Here is a 19426-nt window from a genome sequence, read left to right as displayed (position 1 = left end):
CCCGAGAGCCGTCCGGCGCTCGCCCCGGCGACCGATCTTGCCCGTGATAGCTCTCGAACCGCCCTTGATTCGCCGCACGCGCTCTCAAAGCCCGAGCTAGGCCCAACGAACGTTCAGCCACAAGCTTGCGCGAATTCGTACGACGAGCACGTCGACAGGACTTGATTCGCACGTAGCGTCAAATTGTAGCTTCGGCAAACAGGTCGCCACGGCCTTCAGAAAAGCCGGCGTAGGTCAGTGCCTCGCCGGGGAGCATCGCATGACGCTGCCAATGTACCGACTTTCAAACCAAGGCTTGCGGCTCGATCGTGCTGGGACTGCAAGGGCTGGCTTAGCGACCAGACTCGGCTGCGCGCAGTCGGCTGAGATTGACAGAGCGATCGCAACGTCGCGAACAAACAACCAGATCGCTGCATCTTAACCGCCGCCTTTTGGCTCGTGCACCGCCAACGAGCCAGGCGACGCCACGTCAGCTGTGCGAAACGGATTTCTCGCTAGACCGTCAAGCACACTCTTAATGGCGACTGCCGTCTGCGTATCAAGAGGGACAAGAATATGGTCGATGCAAAACTGCAAAGTGTGCTCTCTTCCCTGGCGCAGCCGGCTAAGGATCTAGAAGCCCAGTCGCCCGGCCAGCGGGCGCCAGATGCGCGTTACGTGAAACTAAACACCAATGAGAACCCATTTCCACTACCAACAATGGTATGGCGAAGTGCAATCTCGGCGCTCGAGCGTCAGTATCTGTATCCGGAAGACGATAACATCGGTTTGAGGGAGGCTGCCGCCAATGCCTACGGCTTCTCAAAGGACCATGTGATCGCCGGCAACGGATCGTCGGAGCTTCTCGGCCTGATCTACAGGGCCTTTCTTGCGCCGGGCGATAGCGTCGCAATGCTGTCTCCCGGGTTTTCGTTCAATCGTAAGCTAGCTGTGTTGCAGAGCGCTAAATTTCTTGAAGTTTTGTGGAGCGACTCGCATTCGATTCCGATTGATCAGCTGCTCTTCGGTCCGGCAAAGGACGCCAAGTTCATCTTGTTGGCTAATCCGAACAATCCGACTGGGACGTTCGCCCCCATCGCCGACATCGAACGCCTCGTGGCACAATCTGACCGCTTGGTCGTGTTGGATGAAGCCTATGTCGACTTCGCACCTGATAACGGTCTACGGCTCGTCCGCCGCCACCCCAATCTTCTGCTTCTCAGAACGCTTTCAAAGAGCTATGCGGCCGCCGGCATTCGCGTCGGCTTTGGCCTTGGTCATCCAGAGCTGATTGGAAGACTGCGGAATATCCAGAACGTCTTCAACATGAATGTCATAGCGCATGCGGTCGGCGTCAGCATCCTTTCACATCGCGCGGCCTACGAAGAGAACCATAGACACATCAGGCACGAGAGAGAACGAGTTGCGGCCGCACTGCGTCAGTTCGGGTTCCGCGTCGCGCCCTCTCATACCAATTTCTTGCTGGCGCGTGTCCCGAACGGACAGGACGGCAGGTGGTGGCACGCCGCACTGGAGAGGGAAGGAGTACTCGTTGCCGTTTTTCCAGATGACGGCCTCGACCACTGCATCCGCATCAGCATTGGCACAAAAGAACAAATGGACTCGTTTTTAGCTGCCGTTGCCGCGATCTCAGAACGCCTGAAGCGAGGTGGATAGCCAACCGCGCGTCGATGTCCACTCTCTTCGTTATACTGCTGATGAAACAGGAAGCCGATGATAGCGGCTCGAGCCAGGCGAGGACCCATGCAGGTGACGGCTAAGTGACCGCGCGTTGAGTGCTTGCGCCTGCGCGTGTTGCAGGGCTGAAGCGAGACAACGATCTCGTGCGCTCGACGCACGGGCACCCATCGAAGTTCAGACCCGACGGTCGTGAGATGTGGCCATAATAAATGCGGCGCCCTTAAGCCTTCCTGGGGAACGAGCAGGCATTCCGCCCAAAAAGGATCTATGCAAATGACACAACAGCCTTCGTCAAAACTCACCTGCGGGATTTTCGATCACCTGGACGACGACGGCCGCGATGTTGGTCGTCAATACGAAGATCGCCTTATCTTGGCGGAGGCATGCGATCGCCTCGGCTTCTATGCGTATCACGTGGCAGAGCATTGCACGCCCCATGGAAGAGGTCCTTCGCCGGGTCTTTTCCTGTCGAGTGTCGCCCAGCGTACGCGGCACCTTCGTCTCGGCCCATTTGTCATGCTGCTCAACTTCTATCATCCGCTCCGCGCTTTTGAGGAGATCTGCATGCTTGATCAATTGAGCGGCGGCAGGCTCGAGCTGGGTCTCGGACGTGGTGGCCTTCCAGTCGAGTTAAGCTGTTTCGGGATTTGCGAGGATGCGGCGCCAAGCCGGTACGAGGAAGCCAATGACATCCTCCTAAAGGCCATGACGGGCGGAGCCTTGTCGTACCAAGGCCGACATTTCCAGTTGAACGAGGTTCCTCTGACATTAACGACGCACCAGCGTCCATCTCCCCCGATATGGGTGACCACCAATCGGCTCGACACGGCAATTTGGGCCGCTGGCAATGGCGCGAACCTCGCCTGCGTGGGTCCCTCCGTCGGTGTTCGCAAAATTTCCGATGCTTACCGCACACATCGAGAGCGCAGTCCCTGCGCCCCTGATCGCGGGCCATTTGTTGGATTGCTGCGCATGGTCGTGATTGGGCGATCCGAGACGGACGCTTATTCGCTGGCCAGATCCGCCTACGAGCAATGGCTGCGGAGCTTCAAATTCCTTTACGAGCTCAATGATATCCCGACGCCACAGGCCCTTCCGCCGACATTCGATGCGGCAATCGAGAGCGATTTGTGCGTCGTCGGAACACCAACGCCCGTCCGACGCCTTCTGCTCAATCAGCTGGAGGAGGCAGGCGCAAATTACCTGCTTTGCCAGCTCGCATTTGGGAATTTACCACTAGATGCATCGCTATACGCAGCAAGAACCATCCAATCCGAGCTGCTAGGCCATCCCTAAGTCGTCATTTGGTACAGCAAGCCACCGTTACTCGTTGCCGTTTTTCCAGATGACGGCCTTGACCACTGCATCCGCATCCGCATCAGCATTGGCATTAGCTGCAGTTGCCGCGATCTCAGAGTGCCTGAAGCGAGGTGGATAGCCAACCGCGCGTCGATGCCCACTTATTTCGTTATCCCACTGATGGAACGAGAAAACGATGATAGCGGCTCAAGCCAAGCATTGACCTATTACAACTGACGACCAAGTGGCCGCGCATCGAGCGCTTACCGCAGCGTCACGGAGGCGGAACGGAACAACGATCTCGTCGCTCGATCCGACGGCACCTATCAAAGCTCAGACCCAACGCTCGCGAGATGCGGCCAAAACAAATACGGCCCTTAAGTCCTGCCCAGAAAACGAGCAGGCCTTCCCCCCAGCAAGGATATATTCTAATGACACAACAGCCTTCGTCAAAACTCACCTGCGGCATTTTCGATCACCTGGACGACGACGGCCGCGATATTGGCCATCAATACGAAGATCGGCTCATGTTGGCGGAGGCCTACGACCGCCTCGGATTCTATGCGTATCACGTGGCAGAGCATCATTGCACGCCCCATGGAAGAGGCCCTTCGCCTAGTCTTTTCCTGTCGAGTCTCGCGCAGCGTACGCGGCACCTCCGTCTTGGCCCATTGGTGATGCTGCTTAACCTCTATCACCCGCTCCGCGCTTTTGAAGAGATCTGCATGCTCGATCAATTGAGCGGCGGCAGGCTCGAGCTGGGTCTCGGGCGGGGCGCTCTGCCGGTCGAGTTGGGCTACTTTGGAATTTGCGAGGATGCGGCGCCAAGCCGATATGAGGAAGCCAACAACATTCTCCAGAGGGCCATGCAGGGTGGAGTTCTGTCCTACCAAGGCCGACATTTCCAGTTGAGTGAGGTTCCTCTGACATTAACGACTCACCAGCGTCCATCTCCCCCGATATGGGTGACCACCAATCGGCCCGAGACGGCCATCTGGGCCGCGGGCAATGGCGCAAACCTCGCCTGCGTTGGGCCCGCCGCCGGCGTCCGCCAAATCACCGATGCCTACCACACCCATCGAGAGCGCAGCCCCAGCGCCCCTGATCGTGGGCCATTCGTTGGATTGCTGCGCATGATCGTGATTGGGCGATCTGAGGCGGACGCTTATTCGCTGGCCAGATCCGCTTACGAGCAATGGCTGCGGAGCTTCAAATTCCTTTACGAGCGCAATGACATCCCGACGCCACAACCCCTTCCGCTGACATTCCATGCGGCAATCGAGAGCGAATTGTGCGTCGTCGGAACGCCGAGCTCCGTTCGAAACGTTCTGCTTCATCAGCTGGAGGAAGCAGGCGCAAATTACCTGCTTTGTCAGCTCGCATTTGGCAATTTGCCGCTAGATGCTTCCCTTTACACCGCGAGGACGATCCAATCCGAGTTGCTTGGCCAAACCTGAGTCATCATTCCGCTGTGTCAACAGCAGCCCGCCTTCTATGCTCGTTCGCGTTTGGTCAATGCGCGGAACGACGCGCGACCTCGACCTTCGCCTATTCCATCAGGCGTTGGTCGCGTCAAGACAGTGTCATGACGAGTGCATTCGTCCGCGTTTGCAACGCGCACGTTCAGTCCAACTTCCTCCTCTTGCGCGCGCGATCTCTGAATTGCGCGTGTCCTCCGAGGCAGGAACGGCGTCAGCAGTCGCGAACGCCGTTTCCACATCGGGCAGATCGGCCTGGCGGCCAAGGCGTGCACGCAGCGTGATCCGGTCGAGCTCGCCTTCCCACCAGGACACGAACACAACGGCAACGCCATTGCCTATGATATTGGTGAGTGCGCGCACCTCGCTCATGAACTTGTCGATCGAGAACACGATCGCCATCCCTGGCACCAGAGCCGGGTTGACCGCGGACAGGGTCGCTGCCAGCGTGATGAAACCAGCTCCGGTGACGCCGCTCGCCCCTTTTGAGGTCAGCATCGCCACGATCAAAATCGTGAGTTGCTGGTCGAAAGCGAGGTCGAGCCCGAGGGCGCGCGCGATGAACAACGTCGCGAGCGTCATATAGATGTTAGTGCCGTCGAGATTGAAGGAATAGCCAGTCGGCACCACGAGGCCGACCACGGGCTTCGAACAGCCCAGCCGCTCGAGCTTCTCCATCAACTGTGGCAGCGCACTCTCTGAGGACGATGTGCCGAGCACAATCAAGAGCTCGTCTTTGAGATAGGCGATGAACTTGAAGATGGAGAAGCCAACGAACCGCGCGATCAGCCCGAGAACCACGATCACGAATAGCGCGGCGGTCGCGTAGAACAGCGCGATCAATCCGATCAGATTGGCCAGCGCCGCGGGTCCGAACTTGCCAATTGTAAATGCCATGGCGGCGAACGCTCCGATCGGCGCGGCCTTCATAATGATGGCGATCACGCCGAACACGGCCTGCGCGGCGTCGTCGATCGTGCTGCGCAGCCTCTCGCCGCGCTCTCCGAGCGCCATCAGTGAAAAGCCGAGCAGAATCGCAAACAGCAGCACCTGCAGGATGTCACCGCGCGCGAGCGCGCCGACCACGCTGTCTGGAATGATGCTAAGAACAAAGTCGACGAACCTGGTCGCCTTTGCCTGCTCGACATAATTGGCGACTGCGGTCGCATCGGGCTTGGCGGCAAGGCCGCGGCCGGTCTGGAACAGATTGCCCATGACGAGACCAATCACGAGCGCGAGGGTGGAGACGATCTCGAAATAGACCAGCGCCTTGATCCCCACCCTGCCGACCTTCTTCGCATCCTGAATATGAGCGATGCCGGAGACCACGGTGCAGAAGATGATCGGCGCGATCACCATCTTGATGAGCTTGATGAAGCCGTCGCCGAGCGCCCTCATCCAGTCAGAGGTGGCAAGCGACGGCCAACCCCAGCCGACGATGATGCCGAGTAGGATTGCCAACAACACCTGGACGTAGAGGACCTTATACCATGACCGAGACGCCCGCGCGGTTGGCGCAGCTGCAATGGTTGTCATAACGCTCCTCCCAGGTTTGGCGGCGATCCCGCTTGACGGGGTATCGGAGCTGTTCCGACACCATCCCGCGAGCGAACTTCTGACCTAGGATTCGTAGGCCAGAGCATCTCGATGACGAGCGGGTCTCTCGCTCTTCATCAAAAAGCGCCGATGGCGTTCCCTTTACTACTCGTTCACTGCCGACTTCTGTCTTGGCCAAGCCAAGGTTCGGCTTCGAGTTGACTGCGCTTAAGCTCGTTTGGAGCGCTCAGCGACAAGCGCATCATCGTTGTCCGGATCAAGGCGACTGCTTCTTGTCTCCCAAGCCGCAGCGAGCGCCTGATACATATCCGCGATCAGGTCGCTTGCGTCCTCCAAGCCCGCGTGAACCCGAATCAGCGGTCCAGCGAGAGCAAGCGATGGTTCCGCGCGTTTCAATGGGTCAACATGCATCACGAGGCTTTCGTATCCGCCCCAGGACCAGCCAATGCCAAAAAGCCGCAGCCTATTGAAGAAAGTCGAAAGCTGCGGCTGCGACATCGGTTTCAGCGCAAGGCCAAAGAGGCCGCTCGCCCCCGAAAAGTCTCGTTTCCAAAGCGCATGGCCAGGATCGTCCGGACACGCCGGGTGCAAGATGTTGTCGACGGCTGGATGCGACCGAAGGCTTTGGGCCAGCTTGAGGCCATTGTCCCAATGACGCTTCATGCGGACGGCCAGGGTACGCAGTCCCCTCAGGGCCAAATAGATGTCGTCCGGCCCAGCGATCTCCCCGAAATCATGGGCACTTGATCGCAACGCCGACCACGCCGATTCGTTGGCGGTCGCGACACCAAGCAGCGCGTCTGAATGGCCGACGATATATTTGGTCGCCGCTTGGATCGAGATGTCGACGCCGTGCGCAAACGGCTTGAAATACAGGGGCGTTGCCCATGTGTTATCCATGACCACTAGCGCATCGGAGCGACGGGCGATGGCAGTAAGCGCAGGGACATTTTGCACCTCGAACGTGAGGGACGAAGGTGATTCCAGATAGATCGCCCGGGTCTTCTGGGTGATTTTCGCCGCAAGCTCTGCAGGCTGCGTTGGAGAGAAGTATTGCACCGTGATCTGAAGTCTTGAGAGAACCTCGTCTGCAAATGTCCTGAGAGGTGTATAGACGCCGTCGCTGATCAGAACGTGGTCGCCTGCGCGCAGAACGCCAAGAAGCGAATGCGTGCAGGCAGAGAGCCCCGACGGAAACAGGAGCGAGCGATAGCCGCCCTCCAGTTCGCAAACGGCAAGCTCGAGTGCGCGGGACAAAGGCGAGCCAAAGCGGCCGTAGTTCGCCGTCGGATCGCTTTGCCTGCGCGATTCGTAGTCCTCCAGGGTTTCCGAAACAATTGTGGAGCCCCGGTAGACGGGCATGTTGACCATCCCGGAATGTTCGGCGGGCGCACGGCCGAGACGAGAAAGCCGGGTCTCGACGTCCAGGTCCTTGCTGTCCTCCAGGTACTTCATTGCTTCTTTCTTTTGAGATTGTGTTCGGCCTGGCCGGGGGGAAGCGCACCAGGTGCGATTCGGATGGGCCTAATCGATGCGAGTCGTTTTCGTAGGTCGCCTCCTCGCTCTAAATGAAATCGGCTCGCTCCTTCGCACCAGAACCACCTGCGTTGCGTGCGCCTCATCAAGATTGGTTGCACATCAGGACGGCGCAGTATCAAAGCACGCTCCCTCGTAAGATCCGCCAACAGGCCGGCATTCACCGCTCCTACTAGGTCGAGCCAAATGCGTTAAGCGCCTCGAAGCAAGAGGCGGGCCAAACCTGCTAGGCCCTCGATCGCAACGGCTCATCGTGACTGCGCAGCGACGTGGACGTCGCGCGCGCACTTTGTCGCGAACGAAACACATCGTGTTGAGAACCCGCCACCATCGGGCGACTATGTTCGAACTGGCTTTTTCCCGATGATGTTGTGAACGATGTCGACGAGCAGCGCGCGTGCCGCGTTTGATGCCAGTGCAGTCTTGATCGTTTAAACGTTCAGCCCACTCACGGACCGTGCGTGATCCGTCATGAGGGACCAGATAGTGGCTGCGTCCGGTTTCCGGGTCGTGACGATCAGAGGAAATGGAACGACATGATAGCGCTCGCTCGATTCTCTACGATCGTCGCTGCTTCAGTGTGCGCGCCTGTCGTGATCGCTCTGGTTCGAGTGCAACGACGCCACGACTTCATGCCGGAGTTGACGCGTACATCCTTGGGTTCGATACACGATGGACCTACTGCGTGTTTGTCGGTTTGATCATGATTGATGAGCGCGCAACCTGACGCGGCGTTAGATTCAAGCGCTTCTGGAAGCGAGAATGTTGCGCGACAGCTACAGCAATTCGCGACAGCACTGTTAAGACGCGCGTGGCGCAGGGGACATGTGAAGGAGCGTATTCGAAATGAAGAAGTTGTTGCTTGTGACTGCCAGCATCGTCGGGTTGATCGGGGCAGCGCCCGCATTCGCCGCCGATCTCGCTCAGCAGCCCATCTACACCAAGGCACCGCCGATGCCAGCACCCGTCGCGGCCGCAATCTATGACTGGAGCGGTTTCTATCTTGGTGCCAATGGCGGCTGGGGTTCGACCCATAGTTCCTGGGATTTTGGAGGCGTCACGCCCGAGGGCTCTCACGACGCGAGCGGCGGAACCGTTGGAGGCCAGTTCGGCTATCGCTGGCAGACGGGCCAGGTGGTTTTCGGTGTCGAAGGCCAAGGCAACTGGGCCGATTTCAGCGGCTCCAATGTTAGCGCCGCCTTCCCGACGAACATCAACCAGACCAAGACCGGGTCGTTCGGCCTGCTTACAGGCCAGGTCGGCTACGCCATCAACAACGTGTTGCTCTACGCCAAGGGCGGTGCCGCGGTGACCGGCAATAGCTATCAGATCAACACTCTCGCCGGCGCGCCGCTGGCGAGCGCCGACAATACCCGCTGGGGCGGCGTGGTCGGGGCGGGCATCGAACTCGGCTTCGCGCCGAATTGGTCGGTCGGCCTCGAGTACGACCATATCTTCCGGCACGACGCTAACGTGAACTTCAGCAACTCCGCGGGTGCGGTCGGTAGCGAGCGCATCGGGCAGGATTTCGACCTGCTGACCGCGCGGCTGAACTACAAGTTCTGGGGCCCGGTCGTTCTCAAATACTGACTCCATCGCGTTAGAGCGGCGGATCGAGAGCCCCGGCCCCAGGCCGGGGCTCTTTTTTTCAGCTGTTCATTTGCCTCCAACAACGAGCTGCGCGCCTTCTCGTGCAGGCCAGGTGTTGCGCCACGACGTTAAGCTTGCGTGTCGCATCGGTTGAGTATGTTCAGGTGACCGCCGACGGGAACGGTATGATGGCGCTGGCGTGGCTGCGGCGGTGCTCCTTGCCAAGTATCTGATGCGGCGTGTTCCGTGTGCGATATTGTGCGGTGCCGCAGGTTCTGCAGACTACGCCCGAGCTAGCACTGGTTAAGACTCATCCACAACAATCCCACGCGATACCCCATCTGCATGCTTGATCACGAACCATCACTTTTAGGCAGTAATTGAGCGTGATTCTTGGCCCTTTCAATCGCAATGGCTGCAGGCGCGCCACATCGGTTCTTGCATGCGACCAGGGCTTGCATACAGCCGCGGCGACGTTCGGTTAACACCATAGGACGCGGCCATTTCGAAACCAAAAATGCGAACCGCAGTCCTTTTTCCTCCAGACCGAGGGATGGAGGGTGGCAGTCCCGTCGTCATGGCGCGTAACACGCCAGCAAGGACGTTCATCGGGGAGAAGATTCATATGTAAAACAGAGCGGCAACCGCAAGGGCAGATCATTGCTGCCTGCTCCTGGTAGCCGTCCTCCTGGACGATGTAGAGGGTCCGGCGCTTCAGTTGCTTCGGAAGAGTGTCTTCGACGAGCAAGGTCGCATACGGCGGGACGAGCCAACTATGAATGCGCCTGTATGTGCCCCGCAGAAACCTATCTGCTCGCCCATATGAATTGAGGAGAAACCGATAAAACCCGCTCACGCCTTTCGCCTTTCCGCGAGCTCCATCAGCCCCAGGAGCGGCGTGGTATCGCCGAAGCCTACCTTCGCCCCCAAAATATCGCAGATTCCCTCTTCAGGGTCGTAGATGAGCTCCATGCTCGCAAGACTAAACGTGACGGCAGCATATGCGCCGTTCGGCTCCTCACGGTAAGGATGCAGGCGCGCGAGCATTTCGTTCACGGCAAGCGCCGAGGCGAACATGTTGACGCTGATGACGGCGGGCCGGTGTCCGGCCACGCCCCTGATGTAGCCATCTTCCACCTGCCGGTCATGAGCTGCCGGGTCGTTGCGGCGCAGACCGGCCGCGGCAACCTCGCTCATGGTGAACAGGCCCCGGCTGACAAGGCTGGACCGGCCAGGGCGCAAGTAGTTCACGGTGCCGCAAACTTCACGTATGCGCGCCACGCCGTCGAAATCCTTGGTCGCGTCCAGGCGCACGCCGATATCGAAGTAGGGAATCGAATAGTAGGATGCTATAGCGTTAAGAAGATACCGCCCATCCACCGTGTCCATACAACCGAAGATGATGTCGCATTGGGCGACTTCGCGGATGACCTCGAGGTCCCACAGGTTTTTCTTTATAGAGATGAACCGGGTGCCAAGACCGGCGCGCTCGACCGCGTCGGCTAGTACGTCAACTTTCGGACGCTCATTCTCCACATCATCCATGGTGGAGTTCAGGATACGGTTGACGTTACGCTCCTCCATGTGATCGTCATCGACGCCGACAATCAGCGCGGCACCAAGCCTCATAAGCTGCTCAACGGTTGGGCTGCCTGTCCCTGACGCGCCAATAACCGCGAACGAGAGCCGACGCAAACGCTCGATGGTGCCCTTGTCGAAGGCCTGGGCGTGGGAGGCTACGAAGTCGGGCAGTTCGACACTGCCCGCGTCGGCGTACCAAAAATGCAAATCGTCTCCGGCGACACTTATGCAATAGACCGGATCGAAGCCTCCGGTCGCGTTCAATACCCGCCCGAACATCTGGCCATCCGGCAACATCACGGCGCTCGCGTGCGGCACATCTGCCTCGACCCATCCCCGGATCATCGGCAGCAGTCGCTCGTCACCCTTGTCATCCGTCAGCGAGAAAGCGGCATAGCCGCCGGGATGGCTATGAACCTTAACGACCGACAGCCCTTCGGTGGCAGCACGGTCGAGCATTGGAGCAATATAGTCCGGCGGCCAAGTGACCCGCATCGGGGTGCGTACGGAACAGTCCTCGTACGGGATGCCGTAAATCTCGCGCACGACGAGGCGATGGCTGCGGTCGCCCGCGCGCCTTCCGCACAGCAGTATCGCGACGGCCTCATTGCCGTCGCCGGGAAAGAGAAAACTTTTCAAGTGCTCGTGCTGGTCGCCTGAAAGGGCCAGGGTGATGGGAGCGGTCATTTCTCGAACTCCCGGTCGAGCCAGTCCTCGATCAGGATGACATGCGTCCCGATGTGGTCGCGTCCGATCTTCCACGGGTTCGCGGCCGTGCGGTGGCGAGACCAGCGCTGGTAGGTTTTTCCGTCGAGTTGCTGCTGCGCCTCGGTTGCCCCGATTTTCTTTCCGTCCGACCGTGCGAGGGCCGGAAAGAAATACACCATGTTAAGTTCGGTGTTCGGGTAACCGGTTTCGATCCGGATCGCCGCCGTCACCGTCGCGTGGTTGTAGCCGCGCGGCACGGGGAAGTCGTGGATAAGCACCCACTGGGAGCCGTCCACGATGGTTTCCCATGGCAGCCCGTATTCGTCGAGAAATTCCCGGTCGATGGGCAGCAAGTCAAACTGACGACGGAGGGTCATCGCTCAACCCTCCGTCTGATCACGCGGCAGAGCCTTGAACTTCTCCACGCCCGGGCGGCGGAGATCGACCTCATCGTCGAGCCCGACCTTATGCGGCTTTTCACCGGCCATTTTGAGGCGAAGAGTATAGTTCTCCGCGGGCAGCAAGCCCGCAAGCGTCAGGATGGCGCGGCCGGTCGGAGTCGGTTCGTTCACCACGAACGGGTCGCCGTTCACGAGGATCCGATAGCCCTTTGAGAGCGGCGGGCGCTTGCCGAGTTTGGCGTACTCTTCGAGATCGATGATCTCGTCGAGCACCTCTTCAACGCCGGAATCGGCGCTCCTTTCTTTAAGATTGTCCGTCATGTGATCTACTCCCTATGAGACGTGTCGAGGCACCTCGCCTTTCCACGATTTCAATATGACATAGCGCGCTAAGAATATCAAGCAATCCCTTTGCACGCTTGACCAGAAGAAATGACTGGGATAGAATCACAACAGAAACAATAGCTTACAGGAGCACCCGCCATGCTCTCTCCCACGGATGAAAGGAACACATCGAAACTGACGCTCGGTCAGTATCTCGCGTCGATTCGCGTGGACCGGAACCTAAGTCTGCGAGAGGTCGAGGAAGCGACGAATAAGCAGGTCTCGAACGCCTACTTGTCGCAGATCGAAAACAACAAGATCAAAAAACCATCGCCGAACATTCTGCATGCGCTCGCAGAACTCTATGCCATCAGCTTCGAGAATCTGATGGACATGGCCGGGTACATATCCGGCAACAAGCGCGCCGATACCGAGCGGCACGGACGTATCGCGACCTTCGCCGAGCACAATTTGTCGGCCGAGGAAGAGACCGAGATGTTGCAGTACCTTCAATTCATGCGGGCAAGGAAAAAGCCGGGTGACAAAAGCTGACGATAGCAGTCTCGAACCCGAAGATCTTCGCGCGGTCGAGGAGCGAGCACGGCAACTCCTCGACCGCGCAAGCGCTTGGGATAGATTCCCGGTGCCTCTTGAAGATATCCTTGCTGCTGCAAATGTGCGCGTTGCCCAAACCAGCCTGTTCGACCCCGTCGCCGTCATGGAATACTTAGCGGGAAAGGCAATCCAAACAGCAACCGTCGTAAAATCCGCCCTTGGCAAGTTGTTCGGCCTCTATGACTCCGCTGACACGCTCATTCATATCGATGACAGCGCCATCAAATCCAAATCCAAGAAGACGTTTCTGACGCTCCACGAAACTGCGCATCACGACCTTCCAGTTCACAAGCGCATGTTTCGTTTCTTCCAGGACAGTGAACAACATCTCGATCCCGAAATCTCGGACCAGTTTGAACGCGAGGCCAACAACTTTGCCCGGTTTGCTCTCTTTAAGGGCGACACTTACGCGCGCTATGCGGCTGACTATAAGTTCGACATCAAGACGCCCATCACGCTCGCAAAGAAATTCGGCGCATCCAACTACGCCTCGGCGCGGGAATTTGCCCGCACTCACCACCGTGCCTGCGCTGTATATATTCTCGAACCTATCGAGTTCGTTCCGGGTCATGGCGCGCGGGCTGCGGTCCGTCGCATCGAACCCTCGCCTCCTTTCATCCTTCAGTTTGGCAAACCTACGGACACCATCATAACGACCGATCATTGCCTTGGCCGTATCCTTCCGATCGGTCGAAAGATGACACGCCCTACAACCATTTCAATGACGGATCGCAACGGCGTTGCTCACGAGTGCGTGGCGGAGGCTTTCAACACGACACACAATATCATCATTCTGCTCTATCCGGTGAAAGCACTTGGCAAACCGACAATCATCCTTCCGCCGGGGTTCAAAAAAGTCGTTTAGCCGGCATGCCTCAGGCCGCGACGGAACGCGTCGGCTTTTGCGCTGGTTGAAGCTCGCCACGCGCAGCTCCGGAGAATTGTCTGGCAGAGGCTGCGGCGGCGCCGATTACGGAGTCATCTAATGTGGTGCGACGACCTCCCGGGAAAATCATGGACAAGCCTCTGGTCAGGTTACGTGTTGTGCGGAGCGGACTGTCCCGGCATTCGCAGAATTGATGCGCGCTGCCCCGCGTGCGGTTCCGACCCGCTTGATACTTCGCCCTTCATCAGGACTATAAACGATGAGCGGATGGTCATCCATCCCGCTTTCGCAGGTGCTGAAGGTCGCTATGAGGAATACATCTATCTCCAGATGCTCCAGCGTGAATGGGAGCGGCCAGCGGCCGAGTTTGAACGCTTCTCACATTTCGCAGATTCGGAACGTCCATCCGCTCGAGCAGCTTTAGTGCTGCTGTTCTGGGGCTACTTTGAGACTCGTATCGAGCGGCTTCACCGAACTGCGATGCGTGGGCTTCCGCAACGAGTTTTAGATGACGAGCTTCGGCGTTACTCCGGAATCGGGAGCCGCCTCTACGATCTGTACAAAATATTCTTTGGGACGAACTATTTCGAAGATCTTCGAGCGCATGGATTTTCGGTAGTTGCCGATTTGCTAAAAGACATCCACGAACGTAGAAACGAGTTCACTCACGGAAAGCCGCAGGCGATCAACGACGCGATAGTGAATGCACTCGTCGAGAACCTCAAAGGCGAACACGAGGCGTGGATCGCGGTATACAACAGACGAGTAGGAGCCCCAAATGACCGAGGCGCCCCCGAAGGTTGATCGCCAACTCCTAAGCATTCTCGTGCGGGGCGCCGAAAAGACGTTCCGAGCAGCTCTATTTTGAGGCGGACGTTTGGCAAAAGCCGGTGCCACGGCACGCGCGCTTTGCCTCCATCAGATTTCGCTTGAGGAATGCTCGAAGGTCGAGAACATCGGTGCATGGGCAACCAGCTTGCTGTCTGGCCTTCCGGTAGATCAGAATAAAGTTCTTGCTTCATTCAGGCGTCATTCCGCCAAGAACAAGGGCAATGCATATATGCTGAAGGGATCGCAGGCAGAGAAAAACGCCAAGGCGCGCGGCGATTGGAAGGCTATCAATGAGCCGCAAGTATATGAAGGCTCATGCGAACGCGCCGCATCGCTCGGCGACGATCGCTTTGACGCGCTCCTCTATGGACTTGGCGCCTTCGCCGTCCCTCGCCATTTCTGGCAGCGAGATGGCGCCCGCGGCTTTGCGCGTCGCCGCCGTGACGCTCGCCATCGCCTCTTCCGCACGCGCGATGGAAAGCTCGATCGTGCGGGCGAGCGTCAGAAAATCACGCGGCGTGAGCCGTTCGTCCTTCTCGCTCAGCTTTAGCGCCATGCGATCGCTGGCCAGGCCGGGAAAGACCCGCGTGGTGACGGCATCATAGAGCGGCGCGAACCGGACGCTTTCAAATTGCCGCGCGCCGGGCGCGGCGCCCCTCAGCAGCGCCAGGTTTTTGAGGTGTATGTCCCCCTCGGCTATCAACCACGCGAACAGTGCGCGCCGGAATAGAATATCGAGATCGTCGGCGGGATCGGTGGACAGCGGTCGAAGCCCGCGCGCCACACGCTCGATGGTGCCGTCGTACTTGGCCGACGCGGGCAAGTCGAGCACCGAGCAAAAGTCCTCGAGCGCAAGGCGGCGCTTGTCAGCCTTATCTCGCCTGATGTCGAACCGCTCGACGACGAGCGCAGGCGCCATGCCGTCGGGCATGCCGACGAGCGCCGCGTCGGGAACGACAAACCCCGCTGCGCGACCGAGCTCCAGGCATATCCATTCGGCGATTGGCAGCGCCTCGAAGCCGGCCGTCCCGGCGGGCTTGAGGATGTGAGTGAACGGCGCGTCGATCGCCGCCATCAGCGCACCGTCGGAGGTCAGGCACATCGGCGCCTTGATTTGCACGCCGGACAGACGAGGCGTTTCCGCGCGCTCAAACAGTTGCGCGAGATTCTGCTCGAAGCTCTGCTCCAGCTCACCCCTCGACAGGCCGACATAGCGTCCTATGAATTGCACGCGCTTGGCAAACTTCGCGAGCGGCGCCTGCAGGAGGTCGAGCGGCAGAGCGTCGAGCTCCTTCTTGGTGGCAACGACCGCGATGTTCGACATGAACCGCTTGCCGTGCCGAATGGCGTCGCGATCATCGCGCTCGTGAAGAACTTGGGCGAGCCAGCCTTCCGGCAAGAGGGACTCCACAAAGGCTGGCAGCTTGCCGGGCGCCGTCTGGCGGACGAGCGGCGGCGCCGTATTTGCCGCGGCCTTCCAGCGCCGTTCGAAGCCGTCATGCGTCAGGCGGCCGAGGGGCTCGCCATGCCAGGCCACGATCCGCTCAAGCGCCGCCTTGTTCGCAGCAGCCTTGCCGACCGCCGGGCGCGTCGTCAGGTAGCGCTCGGCGCCCTCGCCCTCGCGATACCATCCGTTCTCGCGAGCCAAAGCCCAGAGCGCGTCGCCGCCGCTTGTGGTGATCCAAACTCCTCGACCAGCCGCGTGGCCATGTCGGCGCGAAGCTCGTCGGTGATGGCGCTGGCGTGCTCGCTTCGGAGGCGGAAAGCTTCCAAAAACCGCTGGCGCGGCGACGACACCTCGATCCTGATCTCGCCCTGATCGTCGCCTACGATCGCAGGCGCTGTCGATGGATGTGCCGGCGCCTCGTTCTGGACGATTTCGAGTGTGCGAATCCGGGTGCGCTGATTGCGACGTCCGCTAAGAAAAAGCCGACCGTCAGAGGTTGGCCGCAGGAGTGCGGCCGAGGCGGACGAGAGATAAGCGGCCGGGTAGAGATAATGTGCGATGCGCACGGCGTGGGCCAAGACCGCCGTGTCGACATCGGCATTGGCTTGGGCATAGACCCCGCGGACGAGCTGAATTAGCTCGCCTGCCGACGCCTGCGCATGGGCGCGTCGCCTGTCAATGGTCTCACCGACCAGGAGGGCCGTCACAGACTTCCCCGCATTTCAGATGCGCGAAAGTCAGACACAGGCTACTCCGAACCGGTCGGTTCAGGCGACCAGCCTTGTTCGATAGACCTCAAGCCGCGCCAGTCGATCCTGCAGACTCGTCCTGCGCCAGCGCGATCAGCGGCAGCATCTGCGGCGTGATCGCCGCACTCTGTTCGGTGATCAGGTTGGCCGGGACCGCCACCTCATGATGCCGGCCCAGGCTCGCGGCCAGATCGGCCTGGCGAACAGGGTACGCACCTCCACCCCCAGCGACAGCTGCCGCAGACGCGCCATCAGCTGCACCGCCAGCAGCGAGTGGCCGCCGAGCTCGAAGAAGTGGTCGTGGCGTCTGACCCGCTCGACGCCGAGCAGCTCGGCCCAGATCTGCGCGAGCGCGATCTCGATCTCGCCCTACGGGGCGGCGTAGCTGGCCCGCGCAAAGGCATCATCGTCCGAAGCCGGCAGCGCGGTGCGGTCCAGCTTGCCGTTCGGCGTCAGCGGCAGCGCCGCGACCCGCACGAGCGCCGACGGCACCATGTAGTCCGGCAGCCGCGCGGTGAGGTGCCTGCGCAACGTGGCGGCCAGATCGTCTTCGGCCGCATGCTCTGCCGCAACGATATAGCCAACCAGTCGCGGCTCGCCACGACCATCCTGTTGCGCCAGCACCACCGCCTCGCGCGCCAGCGGGTGCTCGGCAAGCCGCGCCGCGATCTCGGCCGGCTCGATCCGGAAGCCGCGGATCTTGACCTGATCGTCGTTGCGGCCCAGGAACTCCAGATTGCCGTCCGGCAAGTAGCGGGCGAGATCGTCGGTCTTGTACAACCGGTCGCCGGCCTCGCCACTGAACGGATCGGCCACGAACCGCTCCGCGGTCAGCTCGGGCCGGTTCAGATAGCCGCGGGCAACGCCGGCGCCGCCGATATGGATCTCCCCCACCGCCCCGAACGGAACGGGCGCGCCATCACCGTCCAGCAGGTAGATCCGCATGTTGGCGATCGGCCGGCCGATCGGCAGCCGACCGGCTGTCTCGTCGATCGCGGTGATCTCGCAGACCGTCGCAAAGGTCGATGTCTCGGTTGTGCCATAGCAGTGCAACAGACGTTGCGGCCTACACTGGCGCAACACCCGTGCGACCACCGCCACATCGACTGCACCGCCGCCAACCAATAGCAATCGCAAACTCGCCAGCACCGGCGCCAAATGATCGGCGCTCCAGTTGAACAGTCCGGCTGTCAAATGCAGCACGGTGACGCTGTTCTGCTGAACCAGCCCGCACAGGATATCCGGTTGCAGAATGGCAGCGTGTGGAACAACAATCAGGCGCCCACCGTGGAGCAGTGGCGCCCAGACTTCCAGCGTACTGATACTAAAGGCGGGATTGCCCACCCACGCTACCCGATCACTCCAGCTAAACTCCGCATATCCATTGTTGATCACAAGCCGGTTGACGGCACGATGAGGAACAGCAACCGCCTTGGGAACGCCAGTCGACCCCGACGTGTACATCACGTAGGCGGTGGCCTCGGCGGCCAATGTCAAGCCTGGATCGGCATCACATCCCTCTCCAGCGATGATTGGCTCAATGGCCTGAACAGGAATGGCAGCCTCGACCTCGCCGTCACTGTCGGTTGCCGTGAGCACCAGGCGCACAGCACAGTCAATCATCATCCAGCTCTGTCGCGCGGATGGAAGCCCCCGATCGATCGGTACGTAGACCGCGCCTGCCTTCAGAATGGCCAGCTGCGCCACGACAAGGGCGATGGAGCGATCCAACACGGTCGCGACGCGATCCCCCGGCTTGAGTCCAAGCCCAATGAGATGATGCGCCAGCCGGTTCGCCCGGCTGTTGAGCTCGCCATAACTTAAGTCTGTCTCCGCATCGACTACCGCTACTGCATGCGGCACTTTCCGGACCTCGGTCTCGAACAGCTCATGGATGCACTTATGCGACGGATAGGGCTCAGCTGTTCGGTTCAGTTCCTCCAAGAGGTAGGTGCGCTCTTCACCTGACAACAGCGCAAGCCGTCCCAGCGGCTGCCCTGTATCGGCCATCACGGCGTGCAAGAGATTGTTCAAATGCGTCGTCATCCGCTCGATTTGCGTGGATGGCAGCCGACTTGCATCAAAGTGCCATCGAAAGCTTCCATCGAGCACACGGATTTCCAACGTCAGCAAATCACCACATGGAGCCGCGTCCGAACTGGCGCGCGAAGCCAGATCTCCAGCAGCGGGAGAGCCGATGTCGCTGATGGTGATGCCAATCGGCCAGGGTCGGCAGGACCGTAACATCCCGATCTCCCGCAACGCCGGGCTGCGCGCGATCAGATCCCAGGCAAAACTATCGTGCGCTCTCAGAACGGCGCATTCGGCCGCAACGACCTTGTGCACCTGCGCAAAGTCATGAGCAAGATCAATGGCCACCTCCATTGGCACGACGGAGGCGACCAGCGCTTCACCCGCGTTCAGGCCCGCTTGCGGCGGCTTGGGTGCGGGCTCCCAGCCGAGTTGAAGCTCAGATTCACCTGTGATGCGGGCAAGATAGATCAGGAAAGCAGCTAGTACGCACTCCGTGCGATCGATCGGCAGCAATTCGACCAAAGCCTCAGGAGACAGCCAAGCGCTCGACTGCCATCGGGGCGACACTTCTGGCGAAAACGACACAAAGGGAAGCTGCAATGACTTGAACCGCTCAAGGCGCTGTCGCCAAAAGCTCTCCCGAGGCGCCAACATTTCATGGGCAACAGTCATGCGGGCGCAGCTCGTCGTCGCTTAGAAATAGCATTGCG

17 protein-coding genes and 1 pseudogene are annotated in these 19426 nt (G+C 59.8%); 8 read left to right on the top strand and 10 right to left on the bottom strand.

Going from position 1 to position 19426, the window contains the following annotated elements; all coding sequences use genetic code 11:
* Positions 1-555 precede the first annotated feature (555 nt).
* The 3 genes from hisC to RAD04_RS06485 all read left to right on the top strand — a co-directional run bounded on the left by hisC (position 556) and on the right by RAD04_RS06485 (position 4436).
* Complete coding sequence (hisC, locus tag RAD04_RS06495; RefSeq protein ID WP_461623079.1) at positions 556-1656, top strand: histidinol-phosphate transaminase; 1101 nt, start codon at positions 556-558, stop codon at positions 1654-1656.
* A gap of 297 nt (positions 1657-1953) precedes the next feature.
* The gene (locus RAD04_RS06490; RefSeq protein WP_461623078.1) at positions 1954-2976 is read left to right on the top strand and encodes an LLM class flavin-dependent oxidoreductase; all 1023 of its coding nucleotides are present in this window, start codon (positions 1954-1956) and stop codon (positions 2974-2976) included.
* A 434-nt stretch (positions 2977-3410) separates the two neighbouring features.
* A complete protein-coding gene (locus RAD04_RS06485) occupies positions 3411-4436 on the top strand; it encodes an LLM class flavin-dependent oxidoreductase (protein ID WP_461623077.1) in 1026 nt (341 codons plus the stop codon).
* Positions 4437-4562: 126 nt separating this feature from the next.
* On the opposite strand, the gene dctA is transcribed toward RAD04_RS06485, so the two are convergent.
* Entirely contained in the window at positions 4563-5993 is a 1431-nt protein-coding gene (gene dctA, locus RAD04_RS06480) for a C4-dicarboxylate transporter DctA (protein WP_461623076.1), read from the bottom strand.
* Between the two features lie 228 nt (positions 5994-6221).
* Entirely contained in the window at positions 6222-7469 is a 1248-nt protein-coding gene (gene metC / locus RAD04_RS06475; protein WP_461623075.1) for a cystathionine beta-lyase, read from the bottom strand.
* A 927-nt stretch (positions 7470-8396) separates the two neighbouring features.
* Here metC and RAD04_RS06470 point away from each other — a divergent pair.
* Positions 8397-9140, top strand: coding sequence for an outer membrane protein (locus tag RAD04_RS06470; protein ID WP_461623074.1), 744 nt, complete (start codon positions 8397-8399; stop codon positions 9138-9140).
* A gap of 481 nt (positions 9141-9621) precedes the next feature.
* Here RAD04_RS06470 and RAD04_RS06465 read toward each other — a convergent pair whose 3' ends face one another.
* The 4 genes from RAD04_RS06465 to RAD04_RS06450 all read right to left on the bottom strand — a co-directional run bounded on the left by RAD04_RS06465 (position 9622) and on the right by RAD04_RS06450 (position 12151).
* On the bottom strand, positions 9622-9801 hold the full coding sequence (locus tag RAD04_RS06465) for a DUF6527 family protein (RefSeq protein WP_244443473.1): 180 nt from the start codon (positions 9799-9801) through the stop codon (positions 9622-9624).
* Between the two features lie 191 nt (positions 9802-9992).
* Positions 9993-11408 carry a ThiF family adenylyltransferase gene (locus RAD04_RS06460; RefSeq protein ID WP_461623073.1) on the bottom strand — a complete coding sequence of 472 codons (1416 nt, stop codon included), beginning with the start codon at positions 11406-11408 and terminating at the stop codon, positions 9993-9995.
* Positions 11405-11806 carry an E2/UBC family protein gene (locus RAD04_RS06455; RefSeq protein WP_461623072.1) on the bottom strand — a complete coding sequence of 134 codons (402 nt, stop codon included), beginning with the start codon at positions 11804-11806 and terminating at the stop codon, positions 11405-11407. The genes RAD04_RS06460 and RAD04_RS06455 overlap by 4 nt, the downstream gene beginning before the upstream one ends.
* 3 nt (positions 11807-11809) lie before the next feature.
* A complete protein-coding gene (locus RAD04_RS06450; protein WP_461623071.1) occupies positions 11810-12151 on the bottom strand; it encodes a multiubiquitin domain-containing protein in 342 nt (113 codons plus the stop codon).
* A gap of 162 nt (positions 12152-12313) precedes the next feature.
* On the opposite strand from RAD04_RS06450, the gene RAD04_RS06445 reads away from it, so the two are divergent.
* The 4 genes and pseudogenes from RAD04_RS06445 to RAD04_RS06430 form a co-directional block, all read left to right on the top strand.
* Complete coding sequence (locus RAD04_RS06445) at positions 12314-12706, top strand: helix-turn-helix domain-containing protein (RefSeq protein ID WP_456659641.1); 393 nt, start codon at positions 12314-12316, stop codon at positions 12704-12706.
* Entirely contained in the window at positions 12693-13634 is a 942-nt protein-coding gene (locus RAD04_RS06440) for an ImmA/IrrE family metallo-endopeptidase (RefSeq protein WP_461623070.1), read from the top strand. Before RAD04_RS06445 ends, RAD04_RS06440 begins: the two co-directional genes overlap by 14 nt.
* A gap of 288 nt (positions 13635-13922) precedes the next feature.
* Complete coding sequence (locus RAD04_RS06435; protein WP_461623069.1) at positions 13923-14459, top strand: hypothetical protein; 537 nt, start codon at positions 13923-13925, stop codon at positions 14457-14459.
* Between the two features lie 73 nt (positions 14460-14532).
* Positions 14533-14769, top strand: a pseudogene (locus RAD04_RS06430) (AbiV family abortive infection protein); the annotation flags it as partial.
* A 30-nt stretch (positions 14770-14799) separates the two neighbouring features.
* Here the strand turns inward: RAD04_RS06430 and RAD04_RS06425 are convergent.
* The 4 genes from RAD04_RS06425 to RAD04_RS06410 all read right to left on the bottom strand — a co-directional run bounded on the left by RAD04_RS06425 (position 14800) and on the right by RAD04_RS06410 (position 19388).
* Positions 14800-16134, bottom strand: a complete 1335-nt coding sequence (locus RAD04_RS06425) for a HipA domain-containing protein (RefSeq protein ID WP_461623068.1) — start codon at positions 16132-16134, stop codon at positions 14800-14802.
* On the bottom strand, positions 16080-16640 hold the full coding sequence (locus RAD04_RS06420; protein WP_461623067.1) for a HipA domain-containing protein: 561 nt from the start codon (positions 16638-16640) through the stop codon (positions 16080-16082). Before RAD04_RS06420 ends, RAD04_RS06425 begins: the two co-directional genes overlap by 55 nt.
* A gap of 180 nt (positions 16641-16820) precedes the next feature.
* Entirely contained in the window at positions 16821-17012 is a 192-nt protein-coding gene (locus tag RAD04_RS06415; protein WP_461623186.1) for a phosphopantetheine-binding protein, read from the bottom strand.
* Positions 17013-17051: 39 nt separating this feature from the next.
* Entirely contained in the window at positions 17052-19388 is a 2337-nt protein-coding gene (locus RAD04_RS06410) for a non-ribosomal peptide synthetase (RefSeq protein ID WP_461623066.1), read from the bottom strand.
* Positions 19389-19426 lie beyond the last annotated feature (38 nt).

The sequence above is a fragment of the Bradyrhizobium sp. 25ACV genome (assembly GCF_054863005.1).
The sequence above is the reverse complement of the archived record's forward strand: the minus strand, read 5'-3'. Positions and strand labels throughout refer to the sequence as shown.